General features: G+C 39.7%; 18 protein-coding genes and 2 tRNA genes. 19 read left to right on the top strand and 1 reads right to left on the bottom strand.

Translation table 11 applies throughout. The annotated features are described in order from the left end of the window. The first annotated feature begins 13 nt into the window (after positions 1–13). The 16 genes from C1A12_RS13940 (at position 14) to C1A12_RS13865 (ending at position 12,503) form a co-directional block, all read left to right on the top strand. On the top strand, positions 14–634 hold the full coding sequence (locus tag C1A12_RS13940; RefSeq protein ID WP_101844533.1) for a succinate dehydrogenase cytochrome b558 subunit: 621 nt from the start codon (positions 14–16) through the stop codon (positions 632–634). Positions 635–687: 53 nt separating this feature from the next. Then, positions 688–2,439 (top strand): succinate dehydrogenase flavoprotein subunit, encoded by a 1,752-nt coding sequence (gene sdhA, locus C1A12_RS13935; RefSeq protein ID WP_101844531.1) that lies wholly within the window; start codon positions 688–690, stop codon positions 2,437–2,439. 15 nt (positions 2,440–2,454) lie between these two features. Continuing rightward, on the top strand, positions 2,455–3,219 hold the full coding sequence (gene sdhB / locus C1A12_RS13930; RefSeq protein ID WP_101844529.1) for a succinate dehydrogenase iron-sulfur subunit: 765 nt from the start codon (positions 2,455–2,457) through the stop codon (positions 3,217–3,219). Between the two features lie 122 nt (positions 3,220–3,341). Continuing rightward, positions 3,342–5,666, top strand: a complete 2,325-nt coding sequence (locus tag C1A12_RS13925; RefSeq protein ID WP_101844527.1) for a sensor histidine kinase — start codon at positions 3,342–3,344, stop codon at positions 5,664–5,666. Next, complete coding sequence (locus C1A12_RS13920; RefSeq protein ID WP_101844525.1) at positions 5,663–6,310, top strand: response regulator transcription factor; 648 nt, start codon at positions 5,663–5,665, stop codon at positions 6,308–6,310. The genes C1A12_RS13925 and C1A12_RS13920 overlap by 4 nt, the downstream gene beginning before the upstream one ends. 93 nt (positions 6,311–6,403) lie before the next feature. Continuing rightward, on the top strand, positions 6,404–6,628 hold the full coding sequence (locus tag C1A12_RS13915) for a response regulator transcription factor (RefSeq protein ID WP_101844523.1): 225 nt from the start codon (positions 6,404–6,406) through the stop codon (positions 6,626–6,628). 151 nt (positions 6,629–6,779) lie between these two features. After that, on the top strand, positions 6,780–7,223 hold the full coding sequence (locus C1A12_RS13910) for a MarR family winged helix-turn-helix transcriptional regulator (protein WP_235001599.1): 444 nt from the start codon (positions 6,780–6,782) through the stop codon (positions 7,221–7,223). A 23-nt stretch (positions 7,224–7,246) separates the two neighbouring features. Beyond that, entirely contained in the window at positions 7,247–8,068 is an 822-nt protein-coding gene (gene racE, locus C1A12_RS13905) for a glutamate racemase (protein ID WP_101844521.1), read from the top strand. 85 nt (positions 8,069–8,153) lie between these two features. Next, on the top strand, positions 8,154–9,233 hold the full coding sequence (locus C1A12_RS13900) for a GerMN domain-containing protein (RefSeq protein WP_101844519.1): 1,080 nt from the start codon (positions 8,154–8,156) through the stop codon (positions 9,231–9,233). A 118-nt stretch (positions 9,234–9,351) separates the two neighbouring features. Further along, on the top strand, positions 9,352–10,119 hold the full coding sequence (gene rph, locus C1A12_RS13895) for a ribonuclease PH (protein ID WP_101844517.1): 768 nt from the start codon (positions 9,352–9,354) through the stop codon (positions 10,117–10,119). Between the two features lie 2 nt (positions 10,120–10,121). Continuing rightward, entirely contained in the window at positions 10,122–10,718 is a 597-nt protein-coding gene (locus C1A12_RS13890) for an XTP/dITP diphosphatase (protein WP_101844515.1), read from the top strand. A gap of 18 nt (positions 10,719–10,736) precedes the next feature. After that, complete coding sequence (locus tag C1A12_RS13885; protein WP_101844513.1) at positions 10,737–11,261, top strand: metallophosphoesterase; 525 nt, start codon at positions 10,737–10,739, stop codon at positions 11,259–11,261. A gap of 259 nt (positions 11,262–11,520) precedes the next feature. Then, positions 11,521–11,594 (top strand) — tRNA-Gly (locus C1A12_RS13880). 22 nt (positions 11,595–11,616) lie between these two features. Beyond that, positions 11,617–11,690 (top strand) — tRNA-Arg (locus C1A12_RS13875). Positions 11,691–11,931: 241 nt separating this feature from the next. Then, positions 11,932–12,138, top strand: coding sequence for a hypothetical protein (locus C1A12_RS13870; protein WP_101844511.1), 207 nt, complete (start codon positions 11,932–11,934; stop codon positions 12,136–12,138). A gap of 143 nt (positions 12,139–12,281) precedes the next feature. Then, entirely contained in the window at positions 12,282–12,503 is a 222-nt protein-coding gene (locus C1A12_RS13865; RefSeq protein ID WP_101844509.1) for a hypothetical protein, read from the top strand. Between the two features lie 190 nt (positions 12,504–12,693). On the opposite strand, the gene C1A12_RS13860 is transcribed toward C1A12_RS13865, so the two are convergent. Then, a complete protein-coding gene (locus tag C1A12_RS13860; protein ID WP_101844507.1) occupies positions 12,694–13,131 on the bottom strand; it encodes a VOC family protein in 438 nt (145 codons plus the stop codon). 186 nt (positions 13,132–13,317) lie between these two features. Here C1A12_RS13860 and C1A12_RS13855 point away from each other — a divergent pair, with 186 nt between their 5' ends. The 3 genes from C1A12_RS13855 to C1A12_RS13845 all read left to right on the top strand — a co-directional run bounded on the left by C1A12_RS13855 (position 13,318) and on the right by C1A12_RS13845 (position 18,854). Then, the gene (locus C1A12_RS13855; protein WP_101844505.1) at positions 13,318–16,725 is read left to right on the top strand and encodes a hypothetical protein; all 3,408 of its coding nucleotides are present in this window, start codon (positions 13,318–13,320) and stop codon (positions 16,723–16,725) included. A 288-nt stretch (positions 16,726–17,013) separates the two neighbouring features. Then, complete coding sequence (locus C1A12_RS13850; RefSeq protein WP_101844503.1) at positions 17,014–17,610, top strand: YitT family protein; 597 nt, start codon at positions 17,014–17,016, stop codon at positions 17,608–17,610. Positions 17,611–17,873: 263 nt separating this feature from the next. Further along, positions 17,874–18,854: a hypothetical protein gene (locus tag C1A12_RS13845; protein WP_101844501.1), complete on the top strand. Its 981-nt coding sequence runs from the start codon at positions 17,874–17,876 to the stop codon at positions 18,852–18,854. Positions 18,855–18,943 lie beyond the last annotated feature (89 nt).

The following is an 18,943-nucleotide window of genomic DNA, read 5'->3' as shown; positions in this document are numbered from 1 at the left end:
GAGGGGGGTAAACATGGCAGGAACACGCGGATACGTAAACCGAAGATTACATTCACTATTGGGGGTTGTTCCAATTGGAATATTCCTCATCCAGCATTTAACTGTGAACTTTTTTGCAACACGTGGACCAGAAGCGTTTAATGCAGCGGCTCATTTTATGGAGAGTCTGCCATACCGATACGTTCTGGAGATTTTTATTATCTTTTTACCACTGTTGTTTCACTCCATTTATGGAGTATACATTGCATTCACGGCTAAAAGTAATCTTAAAACCTTTGGTTATTTTAGAAACTGGATGTTTATGCTGCAAAGAGTCACAGGGATCATTACGCTTATCTTCATAGCGTGGCACGTGTGGGAAACTCGTATTGCGATTGGATTTGGCTGGGCTGAATTGAACTATCAGCTGATGGAAGGCATCCTTACTGATCCATTCTTTTTCTGGTTTTACATAGTAGGGGTCATCTCCACAACGTTCCACTTCTCTAATGGCCTTTGGTCCTTCTTTGTAAGCTGGGGTCTTACTGTTTCACCGCGCTCACAGCTTGTTATGACATACGTGAGCATCATTGTATTTGTTGCAATTTCTTATGTAGGCGTACGCACCTTAATTCAGTTCGCCTATGGAGCATAACGTTTCTTCGATTTGAAATGTGATAGAGAAAGTCAAGGGAGTGAGCATTAATTATGAGTAATCGAAATATAGTAATTGTTGGCGGAGGTCTAGCCGGGCTGATGGCAACAATTAAAGCAGCAGAGCAAGGCGTTCATGTTGACTTGCTCTCAGTAGTACCTGTTAAACGCTCTCACTCTGTTTGTGCACAAGGTGGTATTAACGGTGCTGTTAATACAAAAGGTGAAGGAGATTCACCTTGGGAACACTTTGATGATACGGTATATGGAGGAGACTTCTTAGCAAACCAGCCGCCGGTTAAAGCAATGTGTGATGCGGCCCCGGGTATTATCCACTTATTAGATCGTATGGGTGTTATGTTTAACCGTACGCCTGAAGGCCTGCTTGATTTCCGTCGCTTTGGTGGTACACAACACCATAGAACAGCTTTTGCCGGTGCAACTACCGGTCAGCAGCTCTTATATGCTTTGGATGAACAAGTCCGCCGTCATGAAGTAAATGGACTTGTAACGAAATATGAAAATTGGGAATTCCTATCCGCCATTATTGACGAAAAAGGTGTCGGTCGAGGAGTGATCGGCCAAAATTTAAGCGATCACGAAATTAAAGCTTTCCCTGCCGATGCTGTTATAATGGCAACAGGAGGACCTGGAATTATCTTTGGTAAATCAACAAACTCTGTAATTAACACAGGTTCAGCTGCTGCTGCCCTTTATCAACAAGGTGTTAATTATGCCAATGGTGAATTCATCCAAATTCACCCTACCGCAATTCCCGGTGACGATAAACTCCGTCTTATGAGCGAATCTGCACGTGGAGAAGGTGGACGGGTATGGACATATAAAGATGGAGAGCCATGGTATTTCCTCGAGGAGAAATATCCTGCTTATGGTAATCTCGTGCCTCGAGACATTGCTACTCGTGAAATCTTTGATGTGTGTGTAAACCAGAAGCTTGGGATTAACGGTGAGAATATGGTCTATCTGGACTTATCTCATAAGGACCCTAAAGAATTGGATGTTAAATTGGGCGGTATTATCGAAATCTATGAAAAATTTGTAGGCGAAGACCCTCGAAAAGTACCGATGAAGATCTTCCCGGCTGTCCATTATTCAATGGGCGGTATGTGGGTTGATTTTGATCAGATGACTAATATCCCGGGAATTTTTGCTGCAGGGGAATGTGATTACAGCCAGCATGGTGCAAACCGTTTAGGTGCCAATTCCTTGTTATCCTCTATTTATGGTGGGATGGTAGCTGGCCCTAATGCTGTTAAGTACACGGAAGATTTAGAAACTATTTCTGAAGATATGAGTTCAGCCCTGTTCGACCAAAAAGTAAAAGAAGAACAGGAAAAATTTGAGGGAATTATGAATATGGATGGCGACGAGAATGCCTATCAGCTTCATAGAGAACTCGGTGAATGGATGACTGATAATGTAACAGTGGTTCGTGATAATGAGAAGCTTCTTCAGACGGATGAAAAGATTGTTGAGTTAATGGAGAGATATAAGCGTATTAACATTAATGATACATCCAGGTGGAGTAATCAGGGAGCTATGTTTACCCGTCAATTATGGAATATGCTTCAGCTTGCGCGTGTCATTACCCAGGGAGCTTATAACCGTAATGAAAGCCGTGGTGCTCATTACAAACCGGATTTCCCTGAGCGAAATGATGAAGACTGGCTGAAAACAACAGTTGCCAGCTATGACAAGGAAAATGATAAGCCGGTTTTCCGTTATGATCCAGTAGATACAAGTTTGATCGAGCCGCGTAAACGTGATTACTCGAAGAGCAAATAAAGGAGGTCCATCATCATGAGCGAAGATAAAACGATAACGTTTATTATCACTCGACAGGACGATCCGGAATCCCAGCCTTATGAGGAAACTTTTGAGATTCCTTATCGAAAGAATATGAACGTTATTTCAGCTTTAATGGAAGTACGCCGTAACCCGATAAATGCAGAGGGCAAAGCCACTACACCTGTGTATTGGGATATGGGTTGTTTAGAAGAAGTCTGTGGGGCTTGTTCGATGGTGATTAATGGAAAACCCAGACAATCATGTACAGCTCTGGTTGATCAACTAGAACAGCCAATTCGTTTAGCTCCTATGACTACCTTTCCGGTCATGAGGGACTTAGCTGTAGACCGCAGCCGCATGTTCGATTCCTTGAAGAAAGTAAAAGCCTGGGTTCCTATTGACGGTACGCACGATTTAGGGCCCGGTCCTAAAATGCCAGAAAGCAAACGCCAGTGGGCTTACGAGCTTTCGAAATGTATGACCTGTGGAGTTTGTCTGGAGGCTTGTCCTAACGTAAACAGCAAATCTGATTTCATTGGTCCTGCACCACTTTCTCAGGTGCGGCTGTTTAACTCTCATCCAACCGGGGCAATGAACAAGAGTGAGCGTCTGCAAACCATTATGGATGAAGAAGGCCTAATGGGCTGCGGAAATGCTCAAAACTGTGTGGAATCCTGTCCAAAAGGAATCCCTTTAACAACATCAATTGCTGCATTAAACCGTGATACGGCTATTGAATCATTTAAGAGTTTCTTTGGCAGCGATCAACGGGTTTAATAGAAGACATGAAATACTCCTGCTATTTAAAGCAGGGGTATTTTTTATTGATTAAAAGGGTTGTCGCTCTTAACGTGAGTAGTATAATAGAAGGGATTGACATATAAAAGGATGGAGTAGAGATGGCTTCAATTAATAAAAAAGAACTATTCATTTTATTGTTTATTTTAGGATCAGTGAGTTATATTACCTTTGTCTCTCTCACTCAGCCTTATTTAGGAATAGAAGTAGGGAACGAGGGTAATGATTGGGTAATTACGAATATAAAAGGAGACAGCTGGGCGGAAAAACAGAATGTACCTATCGGTGCTTCGTTAGCGTCAGTTAATGGGGATGTTCCGGAAGAGCATTACAGTATCCCTATGTTTCACAATTTAGAGAATGCAGGCTCATTTACTTTGAACCATGAGGGGGAAATTCTCAGCTACGATAATATTGAAAATCCATCCGCCACTCATTGGGTTTTCTTTGTAGTCATTCCTTTATTATTCTTAACAGGAGTACTTTGGATCTCTCATCTTGTGTATAAGAAAGTTGATCCTCGTTATTCCGTTCATTTACTCATGCTTTTCTTTTTGACGATCGGACTAGGTTATATTAGTAACAGCGGGGCTGTAAGGTATGACTTGTATAGTGTGTTTTTAAACACAAGTTTGTTTTTAGCCGCGTGCGTTATTCTCATACATTTCTTATATAAATATTTTGCAGAACTTAATATTTTTTGGTTTTCAAAGAATTGGTATATTGCATTATATAGTCTTGTAGGTACAGTAACCATTGTTGAAGGTCTCTTATTAATTAATGGTCTATACCCTGCACTAATTTATCAGGTGTTACGAATATTGTTGCTTGGTTTATATATTATTTTATTCTTGATTATTTACAGAGGACTTTATTTACACAAAGATGATGCTTATGGAACGCTATTTAAATATGTGAGCGTAGGGATGTCGATCGCATTTCTTCCTTATATCATGTTATATCTTATTCCGACACTCACTATAGGCGTTAAGCTTATTCCGCTTGAATTTGCAGCATCTTTTCTGATTGCATTGCCTGTAACTTTTATGTACCTTGTTACGAGAGAACAGTTGATTGACATCAACTTTTATATGGGCCGCTTACGATACTATGCATTTTTGTCAATCGTTCCGAGTCTGGTTCTGACGATTGCTCTTTCTGTATTAATAATGAATTCTTTATCATTTATTCGTTATATAGAAGTTTTTATAGTATTAGAAATCACTTTAATTGTCTTTCTATCAATCAAAGAACTGCTTGATTTTAAGCTGCAGCAGTATTTATTTGCTGCCCGCTACAGTTATCAGGAAAGCATGCACCGAATGTCTAAGAATATGAAGAATCAAACGAACGCAGTAGATTTAATGAAGGTGCTGCGAAATGAAATTAGTAACGTTTTGAACGTTCGGGATATTTATATCTATTCGAAGCATAACAAAAAAGCACTCTATTGTGTATACGATCCGATACCTGAAGACTTTCTTGACCATTTCGAGGATCAATTTTCAAATCACAGCTATGATATTGGGTCTATCATTGAAACGGAGAAAGGCTTCGGAGTTATCGTTGGGTATTCCCTTGAAAAAATTACAATGCTTTGGTGCAGAGGGAAGAAAGATTTTACAACTCTAAACCGCGATGAGAAAACCTATTTACAAACGATTTCTCATAATGCAAATATTGCGATTGAAAATATGAATTTAATAGAAGATTTATTAAAAGAATTAAGAACACTTAGAAGTGATCAAACCCAGCAATATCCAGCCTGGCTTTCAAGACTGCTGTTCTCTATCGCTGAGAATCAGCGTAAACAGCTTTCCATTGACCTGCATGATACGGTACTGCAGGAGCAGTTGTATTTGTATAGGAGGATGGATGACTTGATAAGCAAACGAAAAGATTTACCCAAAACTTTAAACTCAGAATTAAATATGTTTAAAGAATCGATACTAGACAGCATTCATTTAATTCGAGAAACGTGTAACGAACTTCGGCCTGCTTTTATTGAAGAACTGGGGTTAGTGCATGCTCTTGAGGACTTAATAGAACAATATCAATTGCGCTCCAATTTCACCGTTTATTTTTCCCATGAAGGTTTTCAAGCCGACCTTGATCAGGAGCGTATCCTGGCTATTTTTCGTATCGTTCAAGAGCTTCTCTCGAATGCAATGAAGCATTCAGATGCTAAAATTGTTAAATTAAGCCTGAGAAATGATAGGCAGGGAGTAACTCTTATCTATTCGGATGATGGTCGGGGAATGGATTATTCTTTCCAAAGAGATTTATTTTCTCATATAGGTTTATCGGGAATTGAACAGCGGGTGCACGGGTTAAATGGAAGCCTTACGATCAATACGTCACCGGGCAGCGGATTTAAATCTACTATAACCTTTCCATGTACCGTCAGTAAGGAGGCCACAGTATGACACGAGTACTGATTGTCGACGATCATCCTGCAGTAGGAGCAGGGACGAAATCTATGCTTGAACAGGAAGAGGATATGATGGTCAACGTTATCTCTCAGCCTGAACAAACAGAGGCAATATTGGATAACGATGTATATGATATCGTACTGCTTGATTTATATATGCCAGGTATGAGCGGGGTCGATCTTGCGAAAAAACTTCGCAAAAATCACCCGGATTTAGTCATTTTAATTTATACCGGCTTCGATTTAAGCACCCACTTTAATATGATTGTAGAAGCTAATATTAATGGGTTTGTCAGTAAAACGGCATCCAGTGAGCAGCTTATTAATGTGATTCGCTGTGCCCTGCGTGATGAGGTGGTTCTGCCGCTGCATTTATTTAAACAACTGCGCCGCTCTGAAGCGAGCATTAGTCATGAGTCTGAATCCGCAGGGGTTAATTTATCATTGAATGAAAAAGAACAATCAATTTTAAAGGAAGTGGCTTCGGGGCTGACCAATCGGGAAATTGCCCAAACCTTGCACATGTCACAGCGAAGCGTAGAATATACACTGACGGGAATCTTTAATAAGTTGTCCGTCAAATCAAGAACTGAGGCTCTATTTAAGGCCCAGGAATTAGGGCTTGTGTCTAAAACGTAAACGACCGGCACAGGGCAATCCTTCTCTTCATACGATATTATGACTAAATAATTCCCTCCGATAAAGCTCTAGATAACAAGGAGGGGTACGCTTGTGAAGGAGGAGGGCTATAGGCCAGCACAAATTCTTACTAAACGCGAGCGCGAAGTTTTCGAGCTTTTAGTGCAAGATAAGACGACGAAAGAAATAGCTGAAGAATTGTTCATTTCTGAAAAAACAGTGAGGAATCACATCTCTAACGCGATGCAGAAATTAGGCGTGAAAGGGAGATCTCAAGCAGTAGTGGAGTTACTACGTATGGGTGAACTAAAGCTTTAGCTGCAGGGGATAAAACGTCGCAGAAGACCTTTCAGGTATGGAAATCCTTCCATGCCTGGGAGGATTTTCATTTTAAAAAAGGTTTATCTTGAAATATGCGTAGAAAACGGTAAGAATATAGGAATAGATTAATTTGCAAGGAGTGCTGTTTGTGTCACATCCAACATCAACGATTGCTGAAGTTGAAAAAGAATTAAGGTACATATCAGGGATTATTAAACAAAAGGGAAGAGAGATCCTGAATCATTATCCTATTACTGCACCTCAGTTTGTTGCCTTGCAGTGGCTGTTGGAAAAAGGGGACTTGACGATTGGGGAGCTTTCCAGCCATATTCATTTAGCGTGCAGTACAACAACTGATTTAGTTGATCGAATGGAGAAGAACATGTTAGTTGAGCGGGTTCGTGATCCAAAAGACAGACGTGTTGTCCGCATCCATGTTCTGGATAAAGGGAAACAAATAATTCGTGAAGTTATAGATAAACGACAAGAATACCTGAAGGGTGTTCTCGAGGACATCTCCGCGGAAGATGTGGAAACTTTAAACAAATTACTGGGTTTATTACATGAAAATATGCTTGAAACATCTAAGTGAAAACAACGAAGAGAGGGATTAAATTGCAACAACCAATTGGTGTGATTGATTCAGGGGTCGGGGGTCTGACCGTTGCGAGAGAATTAATGAGGCAGCTTCCAAAGGAAAAGTTTATCTACTTAGGAGATACAAGGCGCTGCCCATACGGACCACGGCCAAAAGAACAGGTTAAACGATATACATGGCAGATGGTTCACTATTTGTTAGAAGAAAATATTAAAATGCTGATTGTCGCGTGCAACACAGCAACGGCCTATACTTTGCAGGAACTGCAACAAACTTTGGCTATACCCGTGATCGGGGTCATTGAGCCAGGCGCACGGGCCGCGATAAAAAGCAGTCAAAATAAGCAGATTGGAGTTATAGGCACAGAAGGAACGATTAGCAGTGAAGCTTATCCCAAAACCTTAAAAGCCATTGATCATTCTATTTCTGTTGACGGGTTAGCTTGTCCGTCATTTGTTCCAATGATTGAAAGTGGTATATTGTCAGGGGAAGAAGCAGAGAAGATTGTCTCCACCACCCTGAAGCCGCTAAAAAAGGGAAATAAAATGGATACATTGATTTTGGGGTGTACTCATTACCCTTTAATTAAGCATTTAGTCCAAGCTGAGATGGGTGTGGACATTCAGGTTATCAGCTCCGGAGAAGAAACAGCTAGAGAGGCAAGTTTAATTCTTGCTTATCATGGTCTTCTTCAACAAGGGAATTCTATCCCTGTTCACGAATTTTACACCACAGGAGATATGGAAAAGTTCCGAAATGTAGCTAACAGCTGGTTTGATGCTCCAATTCAAGTACTAGAACTTGTAGAATTAGATCCAATCCAAAGCTCTGCTAATTAAAGTGGAGTTTTTTCTTTTTCGTTTGGTCTATTCCTTCAAATAGCTCGTATATATGATAGTACAAACTATCATGGGAGGGAAAGGCATGAAAACATGGGGGATTAGGCCCTTATCAATTATAGCTGTGATTTGTATGGGCTTGCTGACAGGCTGCCTGTTTGAGGGGGAGCAATCCTTAGAGGAGATGGATGGACCTCCTGAGGAAGAAGCTGAAAATACAGAGGTTATTAATGATGAAGGTGTTGAGGAAGAGGGAGAAGAAATAGAGGAAGAAAGCGAGGAAGAAGCGTCTTCCACAGTTGAAAGAGAATTGTATTTACAGGATTCAAATGGAATGATCGCACCTCAAACGCTCGAGCTGCCAGCGTCTGAAACGGTAGCGGCTCAAGCTTTAGAATATTTAGTGAAAGATGGTCCGGTCACTGAGTTACTGCCTTCAGGTTTTCAAGCAGTCCTTCCCGCGGGAACTCAGATTCTAGGAGTAAACTTAAAAGATGATGGCACTATGATTGTGGACGTTTCACCGGAATTTGAAGAATATGAAGCTGAACAGGAAGAGAAGATTCTTCAAGCGATGACGTACACTCTTACACAATTTGATGGAGTGGAACGAATCAAATTATGGATAAATGGTCATGAGCAGGAAACTATGCCTGTGAGCGGAACCCCAATTTCAGAAGGGGTTTCCCGCTCTGACGGGATTAATATCCAGGAAAGCGCTGTTAACGACATTGTGAACAGTGAACCTGTAACCGTTTATTACCCTTCTCAGCAGGATGGACAAGAGGCCTACCATGTGCCTGTTACTACTCGTGTTGCTAGTGGAGACGATCTATATACATCCGTTATTCAAACGTTACTAAGCGGGCCTGAACTGGGTACCTCGTTGCTGCAGCCGTTTAATGAAGGGGCTGAGGTGAAGGAAGCTCAATTAAATGATGGTGTCCTGGAAGTTTCCTTCAATGAAGCTATGCTGACGGGAGAAGAAACAAAGGCTTTGTCTGAAGAAGCATTAACTAGTTTAGTGATGAGTTTGACGAATATGGAGGATGTAGAATCTGTCCAGGTAAAAGTAGAAGGTGTAGAAGAAGTTTTAAATGAAGCTGGTGAAGTCATCAGCGAGCCTGTTACACTAAATGATGTGACAGATGTAAAAGGCTTATAATTTTCACAACGCGAGCCACTCTATTACAGTAGTGGCTCTTTTTTTGATTCTGTAAACAAAAGGCTTATTGTGTTAATATTAGCTAGGATGAACCTTGTTTAACTAGGAGGAACCGTCGATGAGAAATGATCAAAGAGATAGTAATGAACTAAGAAAAATAACAATAGAAACCGATTATGTGAAGCACCCTGAGGGGTCTGTATTAATCAGCTTTGGCGATACTAAAGTAATTTGCAATGCCAGCGTCGAGGACCGCGTTCCTCCTTTTCTAAGAAATCAGGGAAAAGGCTGGATCACTGCGGAATACGCGATGTTACCTAGAGCCACAGAACAGCGGAACATAAGAGAGTCTTCAAAAGGAAAGGTATCCGGCCGTACGATGGAAATTCAGCGCCTAATCGGACGTTCGCTTCGAGCAGTAGTAGATCTGGATAAAATTGGTGAACGAACTCTGTGGGTTGATTGTGACGTAATTCAGGCAGATGGAGGTACTCGCACAGCATCGATCACAGGGGCATTTGTAGCGGTAGTCTTAGCCTTTGGAAAATTAGTAGACAAAGGAACCATTAAGCAGCTCCCGATCCAAGATTATCTCACAGCTATTTCTGTTGGTGTATTGGAAAATGAAAAAGAAATTCTGGATCTTTGCTATGAAGAAGATAGTAAAGCCGAAGTCGATATGAACGTCGTGATGACAGGGAAAGGGGAGTTTGTGGAGCTTCAGGGCACAGGAGAAGAAGCGACATTTTCAATGACCCAGCTCCAAAAGATGCTTTCCCTCGCTGAACAAGGGGTAAATGAATTAGTAACTTTGCAAAAGGAAGCCATCGGCAAGTGGGCTGAAGTGATCGATCAAAAACAATCATCCAGCGTGGCAGGTGAATAGTAATGAAAGAACTAGTAGTTGCCACAAAGAACCAGGGAAAAGTCGAAGAATTCCGTGCAATGTTTTCTGCTTATGGAATTGAGGTAAAGTCATTATTAGATTTCCCAGAACCTGTGAAAGATATTGTAGAAGATGGTAAAACCTTTGAAGACAATGCAAAAATCAAAGCCGAAGCCATTTCCACAGAGTATAATATACCGGTAGTAGCGGATGATTCAGGTTTGGAAATTGATGCATTGGAAGGGCGGCCTGGAATTTATTCTGCCCGTTATGCAGGAGAAGAGAAAAACGATCAAAAAAATTTGGAAAAGGTACTTAGTGAATTAGAAGGAATCCCTGCAAGTGAACGAACAGCAAGGTTTGTTTGTGCTGTCGCTGTAACTCGACCGGGGCACGAAACTTTTGTTAAAATAGGAACGTGTGAAGGATCCATTGCTGTAGCGCCAAGCGGCAGCGAAGGATTTGGATACGATCCGATTTTTATACCTGCTGGTTCTGCCCGTACAATGGCCGAACATTCCTCAAAAGAGAAAAACTTGATCAGCCATCGCAGGAATGCAATTGTTAAAATTGAAGAATGGCTGCAACAACTATCCTAAGAGGTGAGGGTGAGGAAGATGCCAAAAGTATTAATTATAAGTGATACACACGGACTTACAGATGAAGTGATCGAAATTAAAAACCGACATAAGGACGCAGATGCTATGATACACTGCGGTGACTCAGAGCTTTCCGCTGATTCCGAAGAATTAAAAGGATTCTACTACGCTAAAGGAAACTGTGATTTTGAGCCTGATATGGAAAATGAACAAGTATTTTCTATAGGTGATCTTACCTTCTTAGTAGTACATGGTCACCTTCATCAAATTAAATCCACCCTCATGCCGCTATCTTATCGGGCTGAAGAAAAAGGAGCATCTATTGCATGCTTTGGTCATTCACATATGGCCGGTGCAGAGAAAATAGACAATAAGCTTTTCATCAACCCTGGAAGCGCACATCTTCCGAGGGACCGGCAAGAGCCAACGTACGCCATCCTGGAATGGGATGACTTATCGAAAGTAAAATTACAATTCTACCATGTAAATGGGGAGCCAATGCCGGAGCTGCATTTAGAAACAACTCTTACAGCAAAAGATTAAATTCTTTGCTGTAAGACTGTTGACAAAAAGTCATATAGTTTATATACTTATTCTTGTCCGAAAAAACAGGGCGTTACATAATTAAAGTAGGAACGAAGTTAATTAAAGATAATGATGCTTCTTGTAGTTTAATGGTAGTACCTCAGTCACGAGCGAGGCATCAACCGAAAGCTACGAGTTGCCCCGACGAACCAGCTTCCTAGAACAGACTGTTAGAGGAAGGTGCATGTTCAGACAAGGCTAATGAAATTATAATAACGCGGGTGTAGTTTAATGGTAAAACCTCAGCCTTCCAAGCTGATGACGAGGGTTCGATTCCCTTCACCCGCTCCATAATAGACATACATAATTTAATGTCCCAGTAGCTCAGCTGGATAGAGCAACAGCCTTCTAAGCTGTGGGTCGCAGGTTCGAATCCTGCCTGGGACGCTAAACAATAAAACGCTGAATCTCTTGTGTATCAAGGGATTCAGCGTTTTGTTAATTCAAGAAAGAACCGGATTTTGAGTTCCAGCTCTGAAGTTTAGTATTTGCCTATGCGGATTACGGACTGTATAAATGGTGAAACCTTTGTGAATGAATTCTATTAAACCAGAGAAGAATTACAGTTATATTGGTGGAATATTTTTAATTGATAGGAGGGATGATAAAGTTAAAAGGAGGAATCAAGATGCAAAATCAAGAAGAAAATAACACACTCGCTAATATGATTAACCAAATAACTACTAACTTTGCACAGGTGTCGGCATTAAAACAATTGCTTGTAGATAAAAATATACTTACTGAAGAAGAAGTTGCTGAGCGGTTTGATAAAGTATTTGAGGAAGACAGTGGGAATGTATATGACTTTTTAGAGACAGGTGAAATCAAAGAGTAGTAAATACCCAGGCATGCTTAACGTGTATTTTCTTATAATTTACCACTTAAATCTCTCGATGGTTTAGCATGCTCTAAAAACCATTCCAACAGCAGGAAAATATCGCCTCGTGTCGAAGGTTGTCAGAAAGGGAGGTGTTATTTTTGAAAGAAATTGCTGCAACTGTATCTTTAAGTAATGGCCATGTTATCAAAATGGTGCTTGAAAGAGAAAATGTCGAATCGGTTATTGAAGAGTTTTTAGAAGGCAGCGGTAAATTTAATGAAGGCGGAATATCATTTTTAAAAGATCATGTCATTTCCGTAGAAGCTAGTGAAAAAAAGATGGCGCGGATCAATAATGATGCAAAAAAATATGTGCCCTGAAAGGAAGCATCCCAAAGTGGATGCTTTTTTTTAATTTCAATTAAATAAAAGGTTGCTCCTCTCAGGGTGACAAAAAGATTAGGGATCTCTTGAGAAAACTGTTTTGCTGGGATGCTCATGTTTTAATTCAGCTCCCACTTTTACATTTCATCCGTGTAAGTATTTTTCTTTTATAAAAAGCAGCTTTTATTTACACATTATGATTAGACTGTTCAGTGGAAATCTGCCAGCTTACTCCAAATTTGTCAGTGACCTGTCCATAGGCTGGACTCCAAAACGTCTCCTGCAGCTCCATGCCGATTTCTCCTCCATCTTTTAGATTATCAAAGATTACTTTTGCTTGTGCTTTTTCATCTATTATGAGTGCGACGGTTACTTGGGAACCTAACTGATAGGGCATGCCTGGAAAAATATCGGACAGCATAAAAAGCTCGGTACCGCCTACTTTTAATTGGGCATTCATCACGAGTTGTGCTGCACCTTCCGGGAGAGAGAAATCCGGGTCCTCAGGCATGTCGTCAAATGTATGCAGCTCGGTTATTTCTGCGTCTAAAGCTTCTTTGTAAAAATTAATTGCTTCCTGGCCGCGGCCGTCTAAAACTAGATACGGATGAATTCCGGTAATCATTTTTTCCACCTCTTTCGAAAATTAGGAACATATGTTCGTTAACATTTTAATATTGTTTCGAGGAGATTGCAAGTTTAAGTTCAAAATATTCGTTCAATTTAAAAGAAAAGATTGTGTTATTATCCATTATTTGTAATGATTGGTGTAGAGGAAATATAGTAGTAATTCAACATAAGGGGGGAGAGAATGGGATATATTTCAGAAGAAAAGAAAGATAAAATTTTTGAAGAAAAGCTTACCCAACTTTGGAATAACGGCTACATATCCCAGCAGGAGTATAAAAGTTTAAAAGAAGCTAATCAATTGTACATATATGATAGTAAGGTCAGTCAGTCTCTGAAGGCAGAAACTGATGAAGTGAAAATCGAAGAATGGGAGCTTAAAGAGAAGCCAGTTCCCAAAGTCCCTAAAAAAGAGAAAAGAATAAAATCAACGGAGGAGATTCGGGAGAGGAATATTACGTGGTCGCTTATTTTAGGGGTGTCTCTTTTACTGATTACCGGCTTAATTGTTGCAACTAGTCAGTGGGCTCAAATGGGGCCAGGTATGAAAGTATTCGCGATTACTGGTGTTTCCTTGCTTTTCTTTGGATTAAGTTATATTTCAGGTAGAATTCTTAAAATTAAACAAACCGCATTTGCCTTTTTGACTTTAGGCAGCTTATTTATACCGATTGGAATTCTTACGATTGGCTACTTTGAACTGCTGGGAAGTTATTTTTCTTTATTTGGAAAGGGAAGGTTTCTTTTAGGCTTAACGGGGGCTCTTCTCCCATTACCTCTCTATATTCGTCATGGTTTAGCCCACAATTCACGTTTATTTGTATGGATTTCTTTTTTGTTTTTAACATTGTCGGCAGGTTGTGTAGCCGGAGCGCTTCCGGTGTCTGTAGATGTCTTTTACTTGCTCCTTATGTTATTTAATGGTGCCCTGGTCTTTGGCTACGTGCGATATAAGGATGCGAAGAAGTTAAAGTTATTTATGGAGGAACTGCCGTTATACGGGCAGTTGAATCTCGTGATTTCTACACTGCTGATGCTGTTATTCTTTGAAAGCGAGGTTTTTTATAGTTTTAATTTGATCATAACGGCAGCCATTTATATGGCGATGGTATTTGTTTATCAACAGAAAGAATACCAGTTTGTTTTTTCCGTTATGATCTCTTATGCGGTTTATATGCTGATAGAGCATACAATGCTTCACTCGGCTGGATTGGTTCTTTATGGACTAGTTGGCCTGGTTTATTTAGTTTTTTCATATGTGTTTAGAAAGCATAGTAATATCGATAAAGTCTTTAGGTATACAAGCGGAATAGTTTCGTTTTTGGCATTTGTTTATATAAGCTATGAAAGTATAGCTTTAAGAGGGGAAGAGAGTTCCTGGCAATTGCTTGCAGCTTATGCTGTCATTGCTTCTAATTACCTTGTACTTGCTAATATTACTAAATTTACAGCTTTTGTATACGGCGCGCCGGTGTTTCTCTTTGTCTTTTTATGGCAGTTATGGACATTAGTTAACATTGGACCTTTGTTTTTCTTTATGTTTGCCGGGGCGTGTCTGTCTCTTGTTTATATAGGGCTTTGGACTGTTAATCCTTGGATTAAAATCATACAGGAGAGCTCTTTTTATGTCTCACTGTTAATCGCTGCTGGATCGGTCTGGTATGCTCTCTATTCAGAATTATACGGTTATAGTGCTTGTATGTTTCTGATTATTGGTATTATTGCTGGTTTTGTGAGAGAAATAAATCAAAAGGATATACAAGACGCTGCGGCTTGGACGCATTCTATTACTTTATTAATGGCAGGATGGCTTTGGTATAACCCAGTGGTAACATGGGAGCCTGCTTATGAGAGGGTATTTTCACAGCCCTTTCATTTATCCATTATAGGTTTAATGCTGCTTTGTCTTCATTTATTTTGGAGGCGTAGAGATAAGTTGAAGCTGGCGCAAGCGGTATTCTATACGGGGCAGTGTGCTTACATTCTGGCAATGGTTTTACTGCTTCATTCGCCAGGTGTTGATGGTGTAATCGTACGTCCGCTAATACTGCTGATAGGAATTGGGGTTACGTTCTGGTTCGTCCAATATCTTAAACAGTCATTTATGTGGTGTATTGTCTCACTGACATCTTTAGCTTTCTACATTTCTTTGCTGAATCCTCTTCCGATAGATTCTTTTGAAAGTTTTCTTGTTTATCTTATTTTTGCACCTGTGTTTTTATTGCTGGCAGCAGAACTCGGGTGCAGAAAATGGAGAGATATGTATCCGTACTTTTATTGGCTGGGGCATACCGTACAGCCGCTTATCATTGCCTTGTTTATGCTGGAGCATTTAAGTGCAGCCAAAGTGCATCCTGTTATTTTGCTAATTCCTTTAAGCGTGTATCTATTCAGCGCAATCAGGGCCGTAAATGAATGGCAGATTAAACTGATGATTTATACAGGATTAACAGTCATGGCCCTTTTATTTTATTCCGGACCCGGATATTATGACGTTTGGTCTCAAGCAGATGAGGAATATGCTTTTCTTATTACGAGCTTTGTTATTGCTGTGTTATGGATAAGTCTTCCTCAAGCTTGGAAGAAACGGATAGAATGGTATGTGATACCATTTTCAATTATTGGACTCCTGTCAATTCTCAGCAAGGATGGGGAGTGGATGGTTATGGAAACCATTCCTGTTCTGGGCTACGTACTTATCATTCTTTTCTTTCTTCATATTAGAGAGTGGTCCGTAGTTCGCTTTGCCCCTTTGCTTCTTACTCTTGGTTTGTGGGAGAGAGTAAGTCACTTACTGGATAGAATTTATCTAATCATTCTGCTTTTTAGTTGTATAATAATTCTCCTTCAGGCTGGAAGGATTTTTCATAAGTATTTAATTGGCCCAAAAGAAAGAGTGGACGCGTATTCATGGACAGCGCTCGGCTATATTGCGTATTTAATTACTTACACTTTATTTGATAACTTAATCTGGGTTCGCATCCTGCCTTTAATTGGTCTAGGTATTTGGTTTTTCTGGAATGCCGGCAGGTGGAAATCAACCATTGCCCAAAAAGCTTTTTATACTGCGGGTACGGTATGCAGTTATGGAGTTTACCTTATGATTTTGATGGATTATCGAGCCTGGGTACCTGATTTGATAGAAGCTGAGCTTCAAGTATTACCTCTCCTGGTAATATTCTTTTGGATAAAGAAGTATTTATGGCAGGCAATTTATATTACAATGTACCATATTCAATTTGCAGTCGTTTTAATGGTTGCGGTCTATTTATTAGTCGATGCCATTCAAAGCCACACTATTTGGGATGCCTGGATGATAGGTGGTTTATCTCTGCTTTCTATGATTCTCGGTATGCAGTATAAAGTTAAATCTTATTTTTTTGTGGGAATGGGAGTCTTAATCTTTAATGTGATTTACCAGACTCGTCCTTATTGGGGAAACGTACCATGGTGGGTTTATCTGCTGACTGCAGGGATCCTGCTAATAACTATCGCCAGTTATAATGAGTGGCAGAAGCAGGAGCATCACTCTAACAAGCCAATTGAGCGGAAAATCAAAAAGATGTGGCTTTCTCTTAAAAGTTGGAATTAAATATTTGGTAAGTCCTCCTGCATTTAAAGGCGCTGAACTTTTTATAGTGATAGTTCAGCGCTTTTTTATTGTATGCAGTGAAGACCGCTCATTCCTCGAGATGCCAGCCTATCCCCTATAAGGTATAGGTGAAAGGAGTAATGACAAAAGTTAAGAAATTTCTTCAAGGGAGAAAGTGCTTTGGAGCGTCAATTATGAATTGGTAGGAAAGATCATCTAAAGAGCATGTCTCATTTATTCTGTCTCTGTGCATATAGTGTAAGAAGAGACGTTGTAAGGGGAATGCTTATGAAAACCCTGCTTAAAAAGACATTAGCTATATTAATAGGAAGTTTACTGCTGTCCATTGGGATTAATTTGTTTTTAATTCCTGATCAAATATTAGATGGAGGGGTAATCGGACTTGGTTTAATAGCAAATTACATTTGGAATATTAAAGTGGGATTTACGATTATTTGTATAAGTGTTCCAATATTTGCTCTGGCATGGTTTTCTTTTCGGTCATATTTTTATAATAGTCTACATGGTTTGTTAGTCTCTTCTTTCTTAATCGACTGGTTAAGTTCTATTAGGAACTACCATTTTCCGTTAGATCCTGCTGTCAGTTCTATTATAGGAGGGGTGTTAGTAGGAGGAGGGATCGGCTATATGCTCCGTCATCAGACCAGTACTGGCGGAACAGATCTGCTGGCTCAAATAATAGCAAATTTATTTAAAATAAATGTAGGGTTTGTTATTCTCTTCATTGATTTAGCGGTAATTGCAGCTGGGGGATACTTATTTTCAGCGGATACCTTTATCTTGTCGGTTATAACCATTATCAGTGTAGCCTTATCAACAATGCTCTTAACCTCTCAGCGGCTCATTCCCACGATGTTGGAATAAAATATAGCGAAAGTGATTTACAAAGGATTGTATGCTATACTTGCTGCAATACATACCTGCTTAAACAAGACAAAAAAGAGGCGCCGAATCGGACGCCTCTTCTCTATATTTATTTAGGGGGAGGTACGTTAATAGCGTTCGAAGCTCTGTTGGACATTAAGGGTGTTTATTATGAATTTATTCTAAATAATTTTGTCGTTTTAAAGTGAAGGAAATTGGAAAGAATGTATAGGTGAGTATGGTTATTATGGGAAGGGTGTCTTATGGAAAAACAAAACGGGGATATAGTATTATTCCCCAAATGGAAATCTACACTTGAAAACACTGGCTTTGAAGCAATAAAAGAAAAAAGATTTAAGGATTCAGCAGAAAGCTTTGAGCTGCTTCTCGAACACGGAGTAGCTGGTCACGAAGTAATTACAGGGTTACTGATGAGTTGGATTGAGCTTGGAAAATACTCTGAAGCGGAAGAATTATGTCAGGAACAAATGAAAAAAGAAGAAGAGTATTATTATCAGTATTTACATATTTATATCACTATACTTTTCCAATCCAACCGTTATCAGGAATTAATTGATCTACTGGATGAAGTCTTCGAGACTGAAGATATACCTCACCAAAATAGAACACAGTTATGGCAGATGTATGAAGTGGCCAAAAAATTATTGCAGGACGTACATAAGAAAGAAAGTGATCGATTAGTAGATGAATTGAAGAAGTCTTTTGAAAAAGGTGATTTGCAGAAGCAATGGGTAGCTGTTAACCAGTTAAGAAAGCAGCCTCTTCCTGAAAACCTGGAATATTTTAAAGAATGTCTTGAAGATAAGGACATACATCCTATAATCAAAACAGGTTTAATCTTGTGGTTAAGGGAAGAAGGTTGTACTGAATCAGTTACTATTATTAAATTTGGTCACAAACTGGAAGTCACTCCATCTCAGCTGAATAGTTTTCAATCAGATTATATAATACAACAGATCAAAATGAGACTTGGTGCAGTTGAACAAAATAATCCGACTATGTTTCAGGTCATTCATGATTTACTGGATCATTACTGCTATGTACGTTATCCGCTTTTCCCTTCCGAAGAAGAAGTCAATTATATAGTAAAAGCGCTAAAGCAGCTCGGTCATGAATATTTACAACTGCCTTATGAAGAGCAAGACAGTCATCCAGAGGTAAACAAATACAAGGAAGAAATTCAGTTATGTGAGCAGCATTATATGATTTTGGTTGGTCAGTAAAATATTTTCAAATGAAGTTTTTATTTGCAGCTGTAGGACAATTGTTGAAAGCACGGTTCATTATGTTATAATGTAGTGGTTGCATATGA

This window comes from Halobacillus sp. Marseille-P3879 (assembly GCF_900240285.1).
In the GTDB taxonomy this organism is placed as follows: domain Bacteria; phylum Bacillota; class Bacilli; order Bacillales; family Halobacillaceae; genus Halobacillus_A.
Note: the sequence above shows the minus strand (reverse complement) of the source record. Positions and strands in the feature narration are given on the sequence as shown.